This is a genomic window from Arcicella aquatica (genome assembly GCF_034928825.1).
GTDB lineage: Bacteria > Bacteroidota > Bacteroidia > Cytophagales > Spirosomataceae > Arcicella > Arcicella aquatica.
The window spans coordinates 1-18,326 of record NZ_JAYFUL010000075.1 but is presented as its reverse complement, the minus strand read 5'-3'; the positions used below and the strand labels follow the sequence as shown (position 1 = coordinate 18,326).

The following is an 18,326-nucleotide window of genomic DNA, read 5'->3' as shown; positions in this document are numbered from 1 at the left end:
AAATTAAACATTTGGACATCCGATGGAACAAAAAAAACAGACCCAAATCAAACTATATTACAATTTTAAGTAAATTAAACAGGATAATAAATCTGTCAACCTATTTTAGGCAAGCACACATAGAGTAATAATCTTGATTTCTTAGATAGAAAAGAATTTTAATCCTTTACAATTCATTCACTGATAAATTAGTCATTCACAATCAATTAACATATTATGAAAAATTTAACTAAATCTCTTTTAATATTACTTGTTACCATCATCTCTGTTATCGAGGTTTCGGCACAAACGACTAAGGAAAATCGCTCAATTACGGGCTTCAAAACGATTCGTGTTACCAGTGGTATTGATTTATATATCAAACAAGGTAGCGCTGAATCTGTAACGGTTAGTGCTGATAAAGACAAACAAGATAATATCATTACTGAAATCAAAGATGGTGGCTTGAATATCTATGTTGAAAACTCTAAATGGAGTTGGTTCAACTGGAATTCAAAACCAGTAAAAGTCTACGTTACTATCAAAGATATTACGGGTATTTCTGCGACAGGGGGCTCTGATGTTTATTCAGAAAACAAATTAGATTTAATTAAATTGAATGTAAGTGCAACGGGCGGGTCGGATATTAAACTAGAAGTAGATGCTGACGAACTTACATGTCACACCACAGGAGGTTCAGATGTTTTTTTAACAGGTACTGCAACCGTATTTAAAGCTACTTCCACGGGTGGAAGTGATTTAAAAGCTACTGGTTTAAAAACAAGTTATTGCAGTGTATCGTCTACAGGTGGTTCAGATGCTTATGTATGGGCTGAAAAAGAAATCAGTATTTCTGCTACAGGTGGTAGCGACGTATATCATAAAGGAAATGCAAGAGTTGTAAAGTCAAGTTCAACAGGGGGTTCAGATATTCATAAACAATAAATTGCTATTTGCTTAGTATTCAAAGGTCAGTTCAGATTTGGGCTGACTTTTTTTGTTTATAAGATGATAACAAATATTTATAACTTTTATAAAAGCCATTTGTTAAATTTAGGGTTACAAATAGCAATTGCTATTGTATTCTTGTTTATCAAATATATTTCTGAACAAACCATTCCAACACATGAAATCTTTACTTTATTCAATGGCTATAATTTTGTTATGCGTTGCTTGTAATCCCAAACAAACGCAACATCAAAATGGTAAAGATCTTCTTCTTGAAAGTCTAATTGCAAAAAGAGTTACCTTGCCAAATGGGTGGTCATTAACCCCTGTTGGCAATAGCATACAACTTAATGATTTACCATTAAACCTAGTGGTTTCTCCCTCACAAAAATTATTGGCAGTTACCAACAATGGGCAAAGCACACAAAGCATTACATTGATTGATGTAGCTACTGAACAAATATTAGATGATGTTATCATCAAAAAATCTTGGGTAGGGTTAGCCTTTAGTGATGATGAAAAATATTTGTATGCGTCAGGTGGTAACGATAATATCGTAGTGATTTACAAAATAGAAAATCAAAAGTTAATCCAAGATGGTGAAATTAAATTAGGGGAAGCCTATCCAAAAGCTAAAATTTCGCCCGCAGGAATTTGTATAGATACCAAGAATAATCGGCTATATGTAGTCGCCAAAGATTCAAAATCATTATTTATCTGTGATTTAGCTACTAAAAAGGTAATTAAAGAAGAAAAACTAAGTGCCGAGCCGTATACTTGTATGATGGCTTCCAAAAGTAATGAGTTATACATTACGCTTTGGGGAGGTGCTAAAGTGATTGCTTATAACACTGTTCAAAGCAAAATTGTAGCAGAAATTCCTACCAATAGCCATCCGAATGATATGGTGTTTACAAAAGACGAAAAGTACTTATTCGTACCCAATGGAAACGATAATACCGTTTCTGTCATTGAAACGGCTACCCACACTTTGATTGAACATATTTCAGCTTCTCTGTACCCAAATGCTCCTATTGGTTCAACACCTAATGCTGTGGCGCTTTCGCCCGACGAGAAGACTTTGTATATCGCAAATGCCGATAATAACTGCCTTGCTGTTTTTGATATTACTCAAAAAGGCAAAAGCTTATCAAAAGGCTTTATTCCAACAGGCTGGTATCCAACTGCTGTAAAAACCATTGGTGATAAAATTTATGTAACCAATGGAAAAGGCTTTAGTTCAAAACCAAATCCTAAAGGTCCAAATCCAATGGCCAAAAAGAAACCGCAAGAAGTAGGCGCTAACCCTGAAGCCAATAAGGAAGTAGTGGAATACATTGCAGGTATTTTGAAAGGTACGATGTCTATCATTGATGTACCTACTGAGCAAACATTAGCAAGCTATTCGCAAGTTGTTTTTCAGAATACGCCTTATAGCAAACAAGTTGAAGCGATGGCGATGGGCGAAAGCGATAATCCTATCCCGATGAAAGTGGGTGAAAAATCTCCTATCAAATATGTCTTTTACATCATCAAAGAGAATCGTACTTATGACCAAGTATTAGGGGATGTAAAAGAAGGAAATGGAGATTTGTCTCTTTGCATCTTTCCAGAAAACTTAACGCCCAATCAACATAAAATTGTGAAAGACTATGTGCTTTTAGATAATTTTTATGTTGATGCTGAAGTTTCTGCCGACGGGCATAATTGGTCTACTGCTGCTTATGCAAACGACTATGTTGAAAAGAACTGGGTAACAAGTTATGGTGGAAGAGGTGGTTCGTATGACTATGAAGGGCAAAGAGAAATTGCTTATCCTAAAAATGGATTCATTTGGGATTATTGTAAAAGAGCCAAAATTCCTTTTAGAACGTATGGAGAATTTGCTGATGAACCAGAAGGCAATTATGAAGGTGTAAAGGGGAATGTTTGTAAAATGTATAAGGGTTGGGACATGAACTTTAAAGATTCGGACCGTGAAAAACAATGGGAAATAGATTTTGATTCTTTATTAGCCATTAATGCAGTTCCTCGTTTCAGTAGCATTCGTATGGGAAATGATCATACCTCTGGTTCTAAAAAAGGAGCATTTAGTGTTGAAGCCTGCATAGCTGACAACGATTTGGCTGTTGGCAACTTTATTGAACACCTATCAAAATCTAAAATCTGGAAAGAGTCAGTCGTATTTATCCTAGAGGATGATGCTCAAAATGGTTCTGACCATGTGGATGCCCACCGCTCTACGGCTTATGTAGTGAGTCCCTATACTAAAAGGAAGTTTATAGACCATACTATGTATTCTACCGCAGGTATGCTTAGAACAATGGAATTGATTTTAGGATTACCTCCAATGAGCCAATACGATGCCGCCGCAACTCCCTTGTTTAGATGTTTTACTAAAAATATCGATTTAACTACCTTCAAAGCTTTACCCGCTAATGTGGATATTAACCAAAGAAATGTGGCTATCAATACAGGAAAACGCAAAACTAATTTTGATTTTAGTCATGAAGATGCCGCACCAGATTTAGCATTCAATGAAGATATTTGGAAAGTAATGCGTGGAGAAAACAGTAAAATGCCTCCTCCTAAAAGAAGTGCTTTTGTGAAAATTCCTGCTAACATTGAAAAGGAAGATGATGACGATTAGTTTTGAATTAATCTCCCAATAAAGTCAATAATAGATTATTACTTGTTAGGTCTTAGGTAGTATCCATAAGACCTAACAAGTAATAAGTAAAACCATTAATATACATAATAATCTGCCCCCCACTGTTTGTAATACAAGATAATTTATCGAAACAAAACCAATAAAAATCCGCATAATATTCCCATATTCTTCGTTATCTAATCAGTAGTATTTTAATACCTCCCATCTTCCTCCAGCTAACCTGCATTATCATTTAGGTTTATTTTTATACTTTCAAATTTTCTCTTCCTATTTAATTAGCGTTAATTTTATTGTAGTTTTGTATCTTTTTTATTTGTATCCCAACCATTAATTGATAAAATGTATAAGCAGTTTTCTTGGTTTTCGATTACACTTATTCTCCTTTGGTTCGTACTAAAACTACCACTTATCGGGGCATTAAATAATAGTTTTTTGTATCCCCTAACAGCGAAAAAGGAAGCAACTATAACAAAGCAATTTGTTAAGAAACAGCGTGTATTAAATCCAACCAAATTTATTAACAATAGTCAATTACTAGAAAATCAATGGGTTGATAGCGTATTTGCTACGATGGAGAACGACCAAAAAATTGGTCAGTTTTTTATGGTGGCTGTAAACCCAACTTACGGGGAAGCTCATTTCAAAAAGCTTGAAAGCCTTATACAAAATAATTATATCGGTGGGTTAATTTTCTTTCAGGGCGACCCAACGGCTTATACTAATCTAAACAATCGATTTCAGTCAACGACCAAAATACCTTTGTTAATCGGCATAGATGGCGAATGGGGATTGGCTATGCGTGTCAATGCTACGATGGCTTTTCCTAAACAAATTACGTTGGGAGCTATCCAAGACAACTCACTGATTTATAACATGGGTACTGAGATTGCTCGCCAGTGTAAACGCCTCGGGATTCATTTGAATTTTGCACCCGTAGTAGATATTAATTCTAATCCACAAAACCCTATTATTGGCTTTCGTTCTTTTGGCGAAATTCCTGAAAATGTAGCGGCTAAAAGTAGTGCCTATATGAAAGGCATGCAAAACAACCAGCTTTTAGCCTGTGCTAAACATTTTCCGGGTCATGGCGATACCCATACAGACTCCCACTTTACACTCCCACAAGTGTCGTATGGTTTCGAACGTATGCACAATATTGAATTGGTTCCTTTCAAACAATTGATTGATGATTCTATCAAGAGTATGATAGTGGGTCATTTACAAATACCTTTTTATGATTGGCGACCAGCAACGCTTTCACAGAGCATCATTACCAATCTATTAAAAAAAGAAATGGGCTTTAAGGGCCTAGTAATTACCGATGCCTTGAATATGAAAGGAGTTCGTAATGGACAAGGTGCATCGTCTGCTGAAATAGATTTGCAGGCCTTTGTAGCAGGAAACGACATCTTGTTATATTCTGAAAATATTCCAGAAGGCATCAATAAAATCAAAGATGCCATACAGTCGGGATTGATTAAACAAACAGACATAGATAGTCGTGTAAAGAAAATATTACACGCCAAATATTGGGTAGGGTTAAATCAATTCAAGTACATAGAAGCCAATAATTTATATCAGGACTTACATACTCCTCAGGCACAACAAATCAAACAAGAGTTATTTGACAATGCCATTACTGTAGTAAAAGATACTAGAAAACTTTTGCCCCTTGCACCAGATAATAATAAGTTGGTTTCTGTCAGCTTAGATATCGCCACTAACAACCGTTTTCAACAAGCTTTAAGTGCTGTTGTACCAATGGCTCAGTATGCTAGCGTAGCCAAAAATGATGAAGGTTTATTCAATGAGGTACTCAAAAATGTAGATTCTACCCATACCGTCATTCTAAGTGTTCATAATATCAATAAAAAATCTGCCAGTAGATTAGACTTGAATTATGGCGTACAAGATTTTATTAAAAGATTGGAGAAAAAGACCCCAAATATTGTAGTGTGTGTGTTTGGGAATCCTTATAGTCTAAAATTCTTTCCAGAGGTCTCTAATTTGGTATGTGGATACGAAGACGACGAAGCCGCTTATTCAGCAATGGCAAAAGTATTATTCGGGCAGATACCCGCTACAGGAAAATTGCCAGTTTCTGTAGAAAATCTATACATTGCAGGGGATGGTATTACGCTAAGAAAACAAGGTCAACTAGAAAAAGCATCCCCTGAAAGTGTGGGAATGAGTTCGGATGTACTGAAAGGCATTGACCCAATTATTGTTTCATCCATTAATCAAAAAGTATTTCCAGGTTGTCAGGTATTAGTTGCCAGAAAAGGTAAGATCATTTTGAATAAAAACTATGGGCAACTTGGATATGAACCCAATAGCCCACCAGTGACTAACCAAACGGTATATGATTTGGCATCAGTTACAAAAGTATCGGCAACGCTCCAAGCCGTTATGTATCTTTATGACCAAAAGAAGATTAATCTGGATGAAAAAATAGTTACTTATCTTCCAGAACTCAGAGGAACCAATAAAGAAAATATGACGATTCGCAATATCCTCTGGCATCAGGCAGGATTGGTTGCTTATATTCCATTCTGGGAAAGAACACGCATTCCTTTAGGATGGAAAAAAGAGTTTTATAGTACTACGCAATCATTAGACTATCCATTACAAGTAGCAGATGACATGTATGCCAAAACGGCTATCAGAGACTCTGTTTGGAAATGGGTAATAAAATCACCTTTAATTAATAAACACGACCGCGATGGCTCTTTTAGCTATGTATATAGCGATTTGGGCTTCATGATTATGCAACATATAGTTGAACGAATCCTTGGGCAAGGATTAGATGTCTTTACATCGTCCTATCTATATGAACCACTAGGCATGAAAACGACAGGCTTTAATCCGTTAAAAAGAATAGAGAAAGCCAAGATAGCACCTACTGAAAACGACCGTTTGTTCAGAGAAAGAAATCTACAAGGAACTGTTCAAGACCAAACCGCAGCGATGCTCGGTGGAGTATCTGGTCATGCTGGCGTATTTAGTTCAGCGTCAGATTTGGTGAAGTTGTTTGAGATGAACCTTGAAAAAGGAAGCATCAATAACTTGATTTTTTATAATGAAGAAACCATCAATACTTTTACGAACAGTGTTTCTCCAAAAGGGGAAAGAGCTTTGGGATGGGACAAACTTCCAGCTGATGGTGAAAGTAATTACATTTCAGCTTCCGTTTCGCCCAATTCTTATGGACATTCAGGTTATACGGGTACGTTGGTTTGGGTAGACCCAGAAAAAGAGTTAGTATTTATATTTTTATCAAACAGAGTACATCCTTCTGTGAGTAACAATAAAATAAACGCCTTAAAAGTCAGAAGAAAAGTAATGGATGTAGTTTATAGGTCAATTGAGGATGTAAAGTAATAAGAGTATAAAAGCCTCCCGATTTGTATCAGGAGGCTTTTATACTCTTATCTCAATTCAAATTACTAGTAATCTTTAGTCTTACTACTTTTGTCTTGAATCTTCAATCTTAAAGTCTAAACAAAATCTACTGGTCTAACAAAATCTCAAGCTCTTTCTTGAACTCAATTAGTAATGTTTCTTTCATAGAGATTTTACGTTTTTGCGTGTTGATTTTATTCATCACCAACTTATCTCCCATTTGACCATTGTAATTAGCATCAGAGATAAATGAATCTAGTTCGTTTTTCTCTTTTTTAGTCATGTAATCCATTTGATTAATCATGATTTTCAATTGCTCAATTCTTGGTTTTTCATGCAAAGCAGGGTGACGATAGCTAATTACTCTTAACAAATAATTCATTTCGAAAATCTTATCACAGATATTTCTGAAACGTTCAGCAATTCCTCTATCAACATTTTTAGCAAGAGCCGATAGCTCTTTCCATTTTACTAAATATCCTTTTGCCTTTTCCGAAGTTTGTGGAATTAATTCTTGTTGTTTGAATAATCCTTCCAATTCGGTGGTCATATCCTTCATCTGCTGTACTCTTGGATCAACTCTTGGGGTTGATACAATACCTTTTTCACGGTTGTAGCGCTCAAAGAAGAAATCACTTGAACGTTTGAACTGTTTCCAAAGTTGACTTTGCTTTTTAGGCGGAACCTGACTAATTGTTTTCCATTCACGTTGTAAATCCTTAATTTTAAGGAATCCAGCATCTACATCTTTTTCATAACGTAAATTACGAGCATCATCAACAATACGTTGAAGTGTCGCAAGTTTTTCGTCAATGATTCTGTTTTTCTCAGCGTAATATTCACGGCGTCTCACGAAGAAATCATCTACAATCGCATTGAATTCTTCTTCAACGCTATCTTGTAAAGATTTATCAACAGGGCCTGTTTTCAACCATTTGGTTTTTATTTCCATAATGGCCTCTGTAGTTTCTGCCCACTCTTCGCTCTTACTTGCTTCTCTCAACTCCTCAATCAAAGCTCTTTTTATCTCAAGATTTTTGATTTGGTTGTGTAGAATAAGCTCTCTTAATTCCAATTCTAAGCCATCCAAACGTTCGAGTAAGGGCATAAAATTTCCTAAGCCATCAAATTCTACAAGATTTTTGCGAAGCTGAAGTAGTTTGGTAAGGTAAGAACCTTTGTTCTGAGCTTCTTCTACTTGTTCAAAAAGTAAGGCTACTTTATTTTCAGCAATCGTAAAACGATTAACGAAATATTGTAAGGCCTCCTCTTCTGTGTTTCTAACAACACCAATCTGACGTTCTGGATATTCTGAATATCCTTTTAAATAGACCTTACCATCTTTACAATAGCCATAGTCGGCGGAGTTCTTAACTGTATTTTCCATTGGTTTACATTACATGATTAGAGTGTCTGGCAAGGCTCATAACTCTAAGAGATTCATGGTTTAGGTTGAATTTATTTTAGTAGTTTTGTGATTGTTTAAAAAGTCTGATTTTTCTATTATTAATGAAACGAATCTAATTGAAAATAATTTCAAAATTCTAAAATTAACAAATTTTGAAAATGGAAACTCTTCTTACACCTAAATTTTTCGCAATTTACTGATTTTCAGCAAAAAATCTAATGATTTGTTTACATTATCAAACTATTCATAACTTTTTTATTTTAATGCTTAAATACAGCCCAAAATAAACGATAAATGAATATAAGTGAACCTCAAATAGTTAAATTATTATTTAATAATATACGTATTGCTTAAATTAAGCGATTTAAATGACAAATACAGCTATGATACAAGAAAGGTAAGCAGGCTTTGATTAAATATACTATCTTTGAATAAATGATTATAAAATTTATTTGAAATAAATTGTTCGTAATTAAATGACAAGGAAAACTGTTTTCTGTTGCATGAGCCTTGGCATTTTTTTGAATTGATAAAAATTACATTAAACGATAAATTAACCCGATGAGTCAGGAAACCATTATTTTTTCTATGGAACGTGTTTCTAAAACCGTTCCACCCCAAAAACAAATACTCAAAAATATCTACTTATCATTTTTCTACGGAGCAAAAATTGGAGTTTTAGGTCTAAACGGTTCTGGGAAATCTTCACTTTTAAGAATTATTGCTGGTAAGGATAAAAGCTATACTGGTGATATTGTTTTCTCGGCGGGTTATTCTGTCGGAATGTTGGAACAAGAGCCAGAGCTTGACCCTACTAAAACTGTGAAGGAAGTAGTAGAAGAAGGTGTGGCTGAAATTGTTGCTTTATTAAAAGAATTCGACGACATCAACGAAGCTTTTGGTGACCCTGATGCAGATTTTGATAAGCTTTTAGAACGCCAAGGAGAAGTTCAAGAAAAATTAGACCACTATAATGCTTGGGAATTAGATACTCGCTTAGAAAGAGCCATGGATGCCTTGCGTTGTCCGCCTTCGGACGCCAACGTTGCCAACCTTTCTGGGGGTGAAAAACGCCGTGTTGCTTTATGTCGTTTGCTACTACAAGAGCCAGATGTACTTTTATTAGATGAACCTACCAACCACTTGGATGCCGAGTCGGTTTTGTGGTTAGAAGAACATTTACGTCAATATAAAGGAACAGTAATTGCCGTAACCCACGACCGTTATTTCCTTGACAACGTAGCAGGTTGGATTTTAGAATTAGACAGAGGCGAAGGTATTCCTTGGAAAGGAAATTATTCTTCTTGGTTAGAGCAAAAACAAAATCGTTTGGCACAAGAAGAAAAGACGGAATCTCGTCGTCAGAAAACATTACAACGTGAATTAGAATGGGTACGCATGGCACCAAAAGCACGTCAGGCAAAATCTAAAGCACGTTTAGAGGCATATGATAAATTGATGTCGGAAGAAAACCGTCAGAAAGAAGATAAGCTAGAATTATTTATCCCTGCTGGTCCACGACTAGGCAATAAAGTAATTGAAGTAAACAATGTAACAAAGGCTTACGGAGATAAATTATTATTTGATAACCTCACCTTCTCGTTACCACCTGCGGGTATTGTTGGGGTAATCGGGCCAAATGGTGCGGGTAAAACTACGTTATTTAAATTGATTACTGGGCAAGCTCAGCCAGATGCTGGAACATTTGAAGTAGGTGATACCGTACAAATGGCGTATGTTGACCAAGAACATAACCTGTTGAAAGGCGAAAAATCTGTTTTTGAAACCATTTCTGGTGGTACAGAACATACTATGTTGGGAGGCAAGCAAGTAAATGCTCGTGCTTATGTAAGTAAATTCAATTTCAACGGTGCCGATCAAGAAAAGAAAATTGGTAACCTTTCGGGTGGAGAGCGTAACCGTGTACATTTGGCGATGATGCTGAAAGAAGGTGCCAACCTCTTATTACTAGATGAACCTACCAATGATTTGGACGTAAACACATTACGTGCCTTAGAAGAGGCCCTTGAAAACTTTGGTGGTTGTGCGGTAGTCATCTCCCATGATAGATGGTTCTTAGATAGAATCGCCACGCATATTTTAGCATTTGAAGGTAATTCACAAGTATATTGGTTTGAAGGAAACTTCTCTGATTATGAAGAAAACCGTAAAAAACGTTTAGGTAACGATGCTACGCCAAAACGTATTCGTTATAAGAAGTTGGGAGAATAAAACTATTCTGTATACTAAAAGCAAAAACAGCTCACTTATGACAAGTGAGCTGTTTTTGCTTTTCAATTTATTAATTATCAAGCCCTTAGAAAAATCAGGCTTTGTATAAAAATTTTAAAACTTCGGACACTTTAGTTCTCCTTTTCTTGGACGATTACTTTTTTTAGACTGAATCAAATCCGTGAAAATATAAGAAATTGATAGTTCATGAGCACCACCTGTAGAGCTTAGGGAAGAAATGGTGGCATCGTAGCTGTAACCAATAGAAAAATTGTCTTGACGATAGCCTACCAAAAACACCAAGGCGTCGTGGCTAACGATACTTACATTATCTTTTTTATACGATTTCAAAGGAATACCTCTATACCATGCACCAATTACGATAGGGGAATAAGTTAAATAAGCACCCACATCTAATTGGTCTGATTGCCCTTGACGTCTGTAGTGAACCACAGGGGTAATACTTTTTTCTTTATCAACTGCATCGCCAAGATTATTCCCCAACATATAGTCGGCCAAAGGAATATTAAACCCTGCCTGAATACCTATTCGCATAGGCAAGGCTGCATTTGCATTAGAAAATGACTGGTTAGGTTGATTGATATGATGGAATGAAGCCCCCACCCAAAATTGCTCTCCATACAAAAGAGCACCTGTTGAAAAATCCCAATATTTTAATTGAGGAGTTAAATTGTTACCACCTTGTAAAATCTGATCAGACGAATAGCGGGGATATGCTCCTGTCGTCAAATAAGTGTTAATTTGATCACCAAACGTATAGTCAGCAAAATTAACACCACGTGTTACATACGAACCTTGTATCCCTAAGTTTGCTCTTAATCCATCATTGATTTTAAGGTGATAAGAATATAACGCACCTATATCCGTAGTTACCAAGTTGGTAAACTGACGGTCTGAGGTAAGTAATATCCCTACGCCACTGTTGATTTTATCTAAATACATATCAGCCGAAAGCGAAGAGGTAACAAAGTTAGCACTTAACGACGGCCACTGATTTCTGTGATTTAAACTGACACGAGCTGCTTTTGCAGACCCCGCAAAAGCTGGATTAAGGAACATAGGTGCTGCATAAAACTGTGAATATTGAGCGTCTTGCGCCTCTGCAAAAGACCAAGTTAACATACAAAATACAAACAGGAAAATTCTTTGCAGCATGGAATTAGGAATAGTTAAATGCATCTTTATCAACAGTAAATCGTAATGTTAAATCTTAATAAGATATTTTTATTCAGATAATATTTCTTACCCACAAAATGTACTTTATCCACATATTTTTGCACCATTTTGTGTTTTCTATAATTTTAAGCATTATATTCCGTTAGAAAAGTGCTATACTCTTATAAATTTCGTTTATATTATCGGCGGATGATAATTCTGTTTATTTGAACGATGAACAATAAATTCTAGTTTATTTAACACAGAAAAATCTAAATTTAAAGAAGATTTTTTTATTAAAATCAATTTTTATAATAAGTATTTTCACATCCAACCTTTTAGGTATAATAGCTGTCTATATCAAAGCAAATAGTATTTATATTTTTATAACGAAAGAATGTTTAGAATTAGTAGCATACAACGTTTTTTTTTGCTCATCACCTGTGTTTTTATTACATGGGTTTGTACAAACACGGCTAGTGCTCAATTCAGTGCAACAAAAACTTGTTTGTCGGAATGTTCGGATTCTACAGCAGCAACAATTTTTAAAGATTTAGGTACAATAGTGGCAACTGCTTGGCGATGGGATTTTGGTGACCCTACCAGTACACTAAAAAACATTTCTACTTTACAAAATCCTGCACACTTATATTCTACCCCCGGTCCTAAATTAGTAACACTTATTCGTACAGAAAATGGTGTTCCAGTAACTTATACAAAAACTATTACGATTAATGCTCCTCCACAAGCTTTCTTTTTGGGGCAAACACCATCACAACAAGACACGACGATTTGTAAGGGCAGTACAATACTCTTAGACCCTTATCGAAATGGGGGTGCACAACCTCAATATAAATATCGATGGTTTCCTAAAGGCGATTCTACGCAGACGCTTATTGCCGATACAACAAGCTGTTATTCGGTACAAGTAACCGATACGATAACTGGATGTTCGGCTCAAAACAAAATCAATGTTCAACTTTGCGTACCTCCTCCTCCCAAACCACCAGAAACTTCTTGGTTCTTTGGGAATAATGCTGGTATCAAGTTCTCAAATGGTTCAGCTACACCAGATACTGAAGGGAAATTAAATACAGTAGAAGGGGTATCGTCGATAGCAGACCAAAATGGTAATTTATTATTTTATACCGACGGGCGAAAAGTATATGACAAAGATGGTAACGAAATGGCTGCAATTAACCCTGCTGATACTTTAAAGGGAAGTTCGTATTCTACTCAATCGGCTGTGATTGTACCACAACCTAGCTGTCAGGGCTGTCAGTCATATTATTATATCTTTACCACAACAGAAATTAATGGTGAAAAGAAATTAACGTATTCAATTGTTGATATCCGATTGAATCAAGGGAAAGGGAAAATTATCCAAAAAAACCTTCCCTTAGACGATGTTTCTTCTACGGAAAACCTTATCTCAACTTTTGTTAAAAAAGACTCTACTTATTGGGTCATCTCACACGATTATAAAACAAATACTTACCGTATGTATCGTGTGACGAAGAATGGTATTTCTATTTCAAAAACGATTAATATTGGCTCCAAAATAGATTCCGTAGAGAAAGCGCAGGGATATTTAAAGGTGTCGCAAGATGCTACTAAACTAGCTATTGCCATCCCAGGAGGTGCCAGAAATCTTGTAGAAGTGTATGACTTTGCAGATTCGACGGGAGCAATTACCAATAAAAGGATTATTGATTTAGGACCCGCTCCACCAACGGTGTATGGCGTTGAATTTTCTCCAGATAGTAAAACACTGTTTGTGACGATGAAGGCTGATACCATTAAAAAGCCTGATTCATATTCTTCGTTATTACGCTATGATTTAACCCAAGGAGACTCTGTTTCTTTAGCTAAATCAAAAATTACCTTAGATTCTTCCAAAAAAGAATACTATGGTTCGGTACAGCTAGGGCCTGATGGAAAAATTTATCTTGCCGTTCAAGGTACTGATACCTTGGGAGTGATAAAACTGCCCAATGATACTGTATCTTACAGCAAAACCAATAAAATAAAAATTGATACTTCATACTATCAAAGAGATGCCTTTAGCTTAAGTGGCAAAACTAGTCAATTGGGATTACCCACTACGGCAACGGTTGTCATTACCAAAAATTCTGGTGTAGGTATTATGGCTTCAGATACTTGTTTTGGTTCGCCTTCTAATTTTCAGACGAATCATCTTTGTGAGGGAGAGACCTTTAAAAATACTAAAACCAACTGGAGATTTTATGCTGGTCCTGCTCCTCAGGCTGGCAATGATGGGAAATATACCCCCGTCGGTTCGCCCGTTTACACCGTAAATGGGGGCGCTGGCGATGCAGGCTTAAAGGTTTCTTACACTTTCCTTGCCCCAGGCAAATACCATGTTTTTGTAAACATGGGTAATCAATGTTTGGCCGATACTTTACTGCCTCCACAGGAGTTCGAAATTTTTGCCATACCTACTGCCGATTTAGGCAATGATATTAATCTTTGTCAGAATACGACTACTTTGACTGCTGAGAATAACCTTCCTAATAGCCACTATGCATGGTTGATAAATGGTACTTTTTCGCCTAGAGATACCCTTCGTACTTTAGTAGCAACGAAGTCTGGAAAATATACGGTATTGGTAGAGAAAAATGGTTGTATTGCCGAAGATTCTGTAAATGTAAATTTGTATGCAGCCAAGCCTTTTAATTTAGGTGCAGATACTACCATTTGCCAGAATGCTTCGTTCGTTTTATCGGCAAGCAATGCTGGCACTAGTACAACAACTACTTTTTTATGGAATACTGGACAAACAACACCAAGTATAGTAGTAACTAGTGCAGGTACTTATGCGGTAACAGTCAAAGAGAGTACGACGAATTGTGAAGTAAAAGACCAGATTACAGTACGAACATTGCCCAAACCAAGTTTCATTGTCAATAGAAAATTGCCGAGTAGCTGTAATATTAAAGACGGGCAAATTGATATTCAAAACCTCTCTCCTACTGATACCTATACGTTTGTATGGTATAAAGATGGGATTGCTATAGCAGGTCAAACGCAAAGTTCATTGAAAGGTATAGAAGCAGGTAGCTATCGTGTATCTATTCAAAGCACGATTTCTTGTGATACTACGTTCAATATTACTTTATTGGCTTTGGGTTCTAATCCAAACATTATTGTAAGACCGACTGATACCTATTGCGACGTACTCAATAGCGGTTCAATCGCTTTTACTGTCAATACGAATAGTGGTGTTCAACCTACCACGTATGATTTAAAATTAAATGGCAATCCTGACGCTTCTGTTAGAAGTGGCTCTGTGGGTTCAATATTGGTATCATCTAGGAATTACTTAATTAGCGACCTTGGCGCTGGCACTTATACCTTAGAATTATCAGACCCATCGGGCTGTAAGTATATTGAAAGTAATTTAGTCATCGCCATTCGCCCAAGAACGGTTACAAGTATTACGGTGCCCCCATTGGTTTGTCAAGGCGATACGATTGTTCTGAAGGCTAATAATGCTAACACTGGAACAATATCATGGAGCACGGGTGAAAATACGCCTGAAATTAAGGTTTCTAGGGCTGGTCAGTATACTGTAACAGTTATGGATGCTACAGGAAAGTGTGTCAGCACCGCTAAATCTTTAGTTTCTTTCAAGCCTGTTCCTGTTATCAATCCTAGTGTTCCGAATGAAGTATGCGAAAATAGTCGCCCGATACAGTTATTAGCGAGTCCAGCAGCAGGGGTTTGGAAAGGAGCGAATGTAACTCCTGGCGGACTTTATACGCCTTCTCCTTATCCAAAAACGGATATTGTAAGTTATGAAGTAACAGGTACAAATGGTTGTGTCGGCAGTTCAACTAGCATGATTAAAATAGCTCAATCGCCAAAAGTAGATTTAGGAGCAGACAGAGATGTTTGTAGAAATGGGTTTGATTTTATTGGTACTAATCTTGAATCGGGCGTTACTTATCGCTGGAATACGGGGCAAACAACTAATTTTATTTATCCAACTCAGCAAGGGACATATACGTTAAATGCTAATCTTGGCAATTGCAGAGCTACTGATGACATTATTGTTCGCTTATTACCATCTCCTTTTATTCCTTTAAAATCTGAATTACCACTTTGTGTGCCAGATGCTTTACCGATAAAATTGGATGCTGGTGGCGGAGCAGGGCAAACGTATAGATGGTTTCCTACTGGACAAACCGACCAAAGTATTTTTGTATCAAATGTTGGGATTTATACCGTAGAAGTAACCAATACGTTAGGTTGTACTAGTCGCGCAAGTACTAATGTGGTAGATAGATGCGAACCGAGCATTTTAGTGCCTGATATTTTCACGCCTAATGGCGATATTCAGAATGATTCATTTCAAGTATTTACAGCTCATATCAAAGATTTTGAATTAAAGATTTTTAACCGTTGGGGCGAGTTATTATTCATCTCTAAACGCCCAGAAGACCGTTGGGATGGTAAATACAAAGGGGTATTAGTAAAACCAGATTCATTCGTTTGGCAGATTACTTACACCGCTGAATACTTCCCCGAAAGAGGTACATTAAAAAAACAAGGGGCTGTTACGGTGGCTTGGTAGCTTTTGGGCTGTCGGGTTTCGGTCTTCGGATGTCAGTTTTTTTATCTGAATTGAATGTAGGAGGCTGTCCAAAAAGTATTTGGCAGCCTCTTTTATTGACATTTTGGGTATAAATGATTAAATTAGGGTAAAAAAAGTCCTATGGCAAAGGCTCTTTTCAAACAGCTTCCAGCTTACTCTCCTGAACTTTTCCCTGTCAATATTTTTGACAAGATTCCTGCTGACCATCCCGTAAGATTGGTTGAGATGGTTGTCAATGAATTGGATATAAACCATATCATGAGCCATTACAAAGGGGGTGGCACTACAGCCTACCATCCACGTATGCTGCTTAAAGTATTATTCTACAGCTATTTGAGCAATGTTTACTCCTGTCGCAAAATAGCTAAAGCTTTAGAAGAGAATATACATTTTATGTATATATCTGGAAATAGCATACCAGATTTCAGGACAATCAATAGTTTTAGAGGACAGATATTGAAAGAACACATCCATAAGCTCTTTGCAGAGTTGGTAAAGATGCTGGTATCGATGGGCTATGTAAGTTTAGAAGTACAATACATTGATGGTACAAAAATAGAGTCGGTTAGTAATCGCTATAGTTTTGTGTGGAAGAAGTCTGTTGAGAAAAACAAGGCAAAGTTAGAGACAAAAATACATCAGATTTTATCAGATATAGAAGGGAGTATTCAGTCAGATAATCAAGAAGTTAACAAAGAAGAATTGCCTCAATCTATCAACTCTCAAGAACTAAAAAAGCAATTGTCAGCTATCAACAAGCGACTGAAAACACCCACCAAAACTCAGAAAAAAGAACTCAAAAAACTGCAAGACGAGCATCTTCCCAAGTTAGAGAAGTATGAGCTAGACTTACAGACTTTAGGTAATCGTAATTCATTTAGCAAAACCGACCATGATGCTACCTTTCTGCGTCTTAAAGACGATCACATGAAAAATGGGCAACTCAAACCTGCTTACAATGCTCAAATCTCTACTCACAATCAGTTTATCACACATGTATCTATTCATCAAACTGCAACGGACACCACAACCTTGGAATCTCATCTTGAAGGTTTTGAGAATGCCTATCAACAGCAAAGTAAAGAAGTAGTAGCTGATGCAGGTTATGGAAGCCAAGAAAACTACGAACTTCTTGAAGCTAAAAGAGTAGAAGCCTATATCAAGTATAACTATTTCCATGTAGAACAAAAGAAAAAACATAAGGACAATCCCTTTTTAGTAGCTAATCTACCCTATCACCCTGCCCTTGATTTGTATGTATGTCCAGCAGGACAATTTATGGAAAAAGTAACAACTTCCACACGTACTTCATCGAACGGATACGAGGCAGATATAACTCATTATCAGGCAAAAAACTGTATAGGTTGTCCCCTCCGAGAACAATGTCATCAATCCCAAGACAATAGAGTGATTCAAGTAAACCATCGCCTCAACCAACTAAAAGCTAAAGCCAAAGAGCTATTGAATAGCCCTAAAGGTTTGGAGCACAGAAGTAAACGACCTATAGAAGTCGAAGCTGTTTTTGGGCAGATGAAAAGTAATAATAAGTTTACTAGATTTACTATGAGAAGCTTACCAAAGGTTGAATTAGAGTTTTTACTGATGGCAATTGGACATAATTTTAGGAAAATGACAACACAAAAGAATAATCATATCTTTACAAACCTTACAAAAGACATTAGTAACCTGAAAAACTACCTTACAATTATAAACCAGTTGTATTGGGGGGTAAAACATATCTTAAACAATAATTACATAAAATTCGCTTAAAAGAAGAGGCTGTCCAAAAAGTAATTGGCAGTCTTTTTTTGTTATGTTATTGATATTTAGTATTTTAGCTATGTAAATCTTCAATCATGGCAAAGGCACTTTTCAAACCTCTTCCGCTAAAT

General features: G+C 36.4%; 8 protein-coding genes. 6 read left to right on the top strand and 2 right to left on the bottom strand.

The features are described from left to right. Positions 1 to 216: 216 nt before the first annotated feature. The 3 genes from VB264_RS24240 (at position 217) to VB264_RS24230 (ending at position 6,979) form a co-directional block, all read left to right on the top strand. On the top strand, positions 217 to 924 hold the full coding sequence (locus VB264_RS24240; RefSeq protein WP_323253880.1) for a head GIN domain-containing protein: 708 nt from the start codon (positions 217 to 219) through the stop codon (positions 922 to 924). A 181-nt stretch (positions 925 to 1,105) separates the two neighbouring features. Then, entirely contained in the window at positions 1,106 to 3,577 is a 2,472-nt protein-coding gene (locus tag VB264_RS24235) for a bifunctional YncE family protein/alkaline phosphatase family protein (RefSeq protein WP_323253878.1), read from the top strand. Positions 3,578 to 3,937: 360 nt separating this feature from the next. Continuing rightward, positions 3,938 to 6,979, top strand: coding sequence for a glycoside hydrolase family 3 N-terminal domain-containing protein (locus VB264_RS24230; RefSeq protein WP_323253876.1), 3,042 nt, complete (start codon positions 3,938 to 3,940; stop codon positions 6,977 to 6,979). Positions 6,980 to 7,106: 127 nt separating this feature from the next. Here VB264_RS24230 and VB264_RS24225 read toward each other — a convergent pair whose 3' ends face one another. Further along, complete coding sequence (locus VB264_RS24225) at positions 7,107 to 8,387, bottom strand: DUF349 domain-containing protein (protein WP_323253874.1); 1,281 nt, start codon at positions 8,385 to 8,387, stop codon at positions 7,107 to 7,109. A gap of 582 nt (positions 8,388 to 8,969) precedes the next feature. On the opposite strand from VB264_RS24225, the gene ettA reads away from it, so the two are divergent. Next, positions 8,970 to 10,640: an energy-dependent translational throttle protein EttA gene (gene ettA / locus VB264_RS24220; protein ID WP_323253872.1), complete on the top strand. Its 1,671-nt coding sequence runs from the start codon at positions 8,970 to 8,972 to the stop codon at positions 10,638 to 10,640. A gap of 114 nt (positions 10,641 to 10,754) precedes the next feature. On the opposite strand, the gene VB264_RS24215 is transcribed toward ettA, so the two are convergent. Continuing rightward, positions 10,755 to 11,816, bottom strand: coding sequence for a PorP/SprF family type IX secretion system membrane protein (locus tag VB264_RS24215; protein ID WP_323253870.1), 1,062 nt, complete (start codon positions 11,814 to 11,816; stop codon positions 10,755 to 10,757). A gap of 430 nt (positions 11,817 to 12,246) precedes the next feature. Between VB264_RS24215 and VB264_RS24210 the strand changes: the two genes are divergently transcribed. Next, complete coding sequence (locus tag VB264_RS24210) at positions 12,247 to 16,413, top strand: T9SS type B sorting domain-containing protein (RefSeq protein ID WP_323253868.1); 4,167 nt, start codon at positions 12,247 to 12,249, stop codon at positions 16,411 to 16,413. A gap of 141 nt (positions 16,414 to 16,554) precedes the next feature. Then, positions 16,555 to 18,204, top strand: coding sequence for an IS1182 family transposase (locus tag VB264_RS24205; protein ID WP_323253866.1), 1,650 nt, complete (start codon positions 16,555 to 16,557; stop codon positions 18,202 to 18,204). The last annotated feature ends 122 nt before the right edge of the window (positions 18,205 to 18,326 follow it).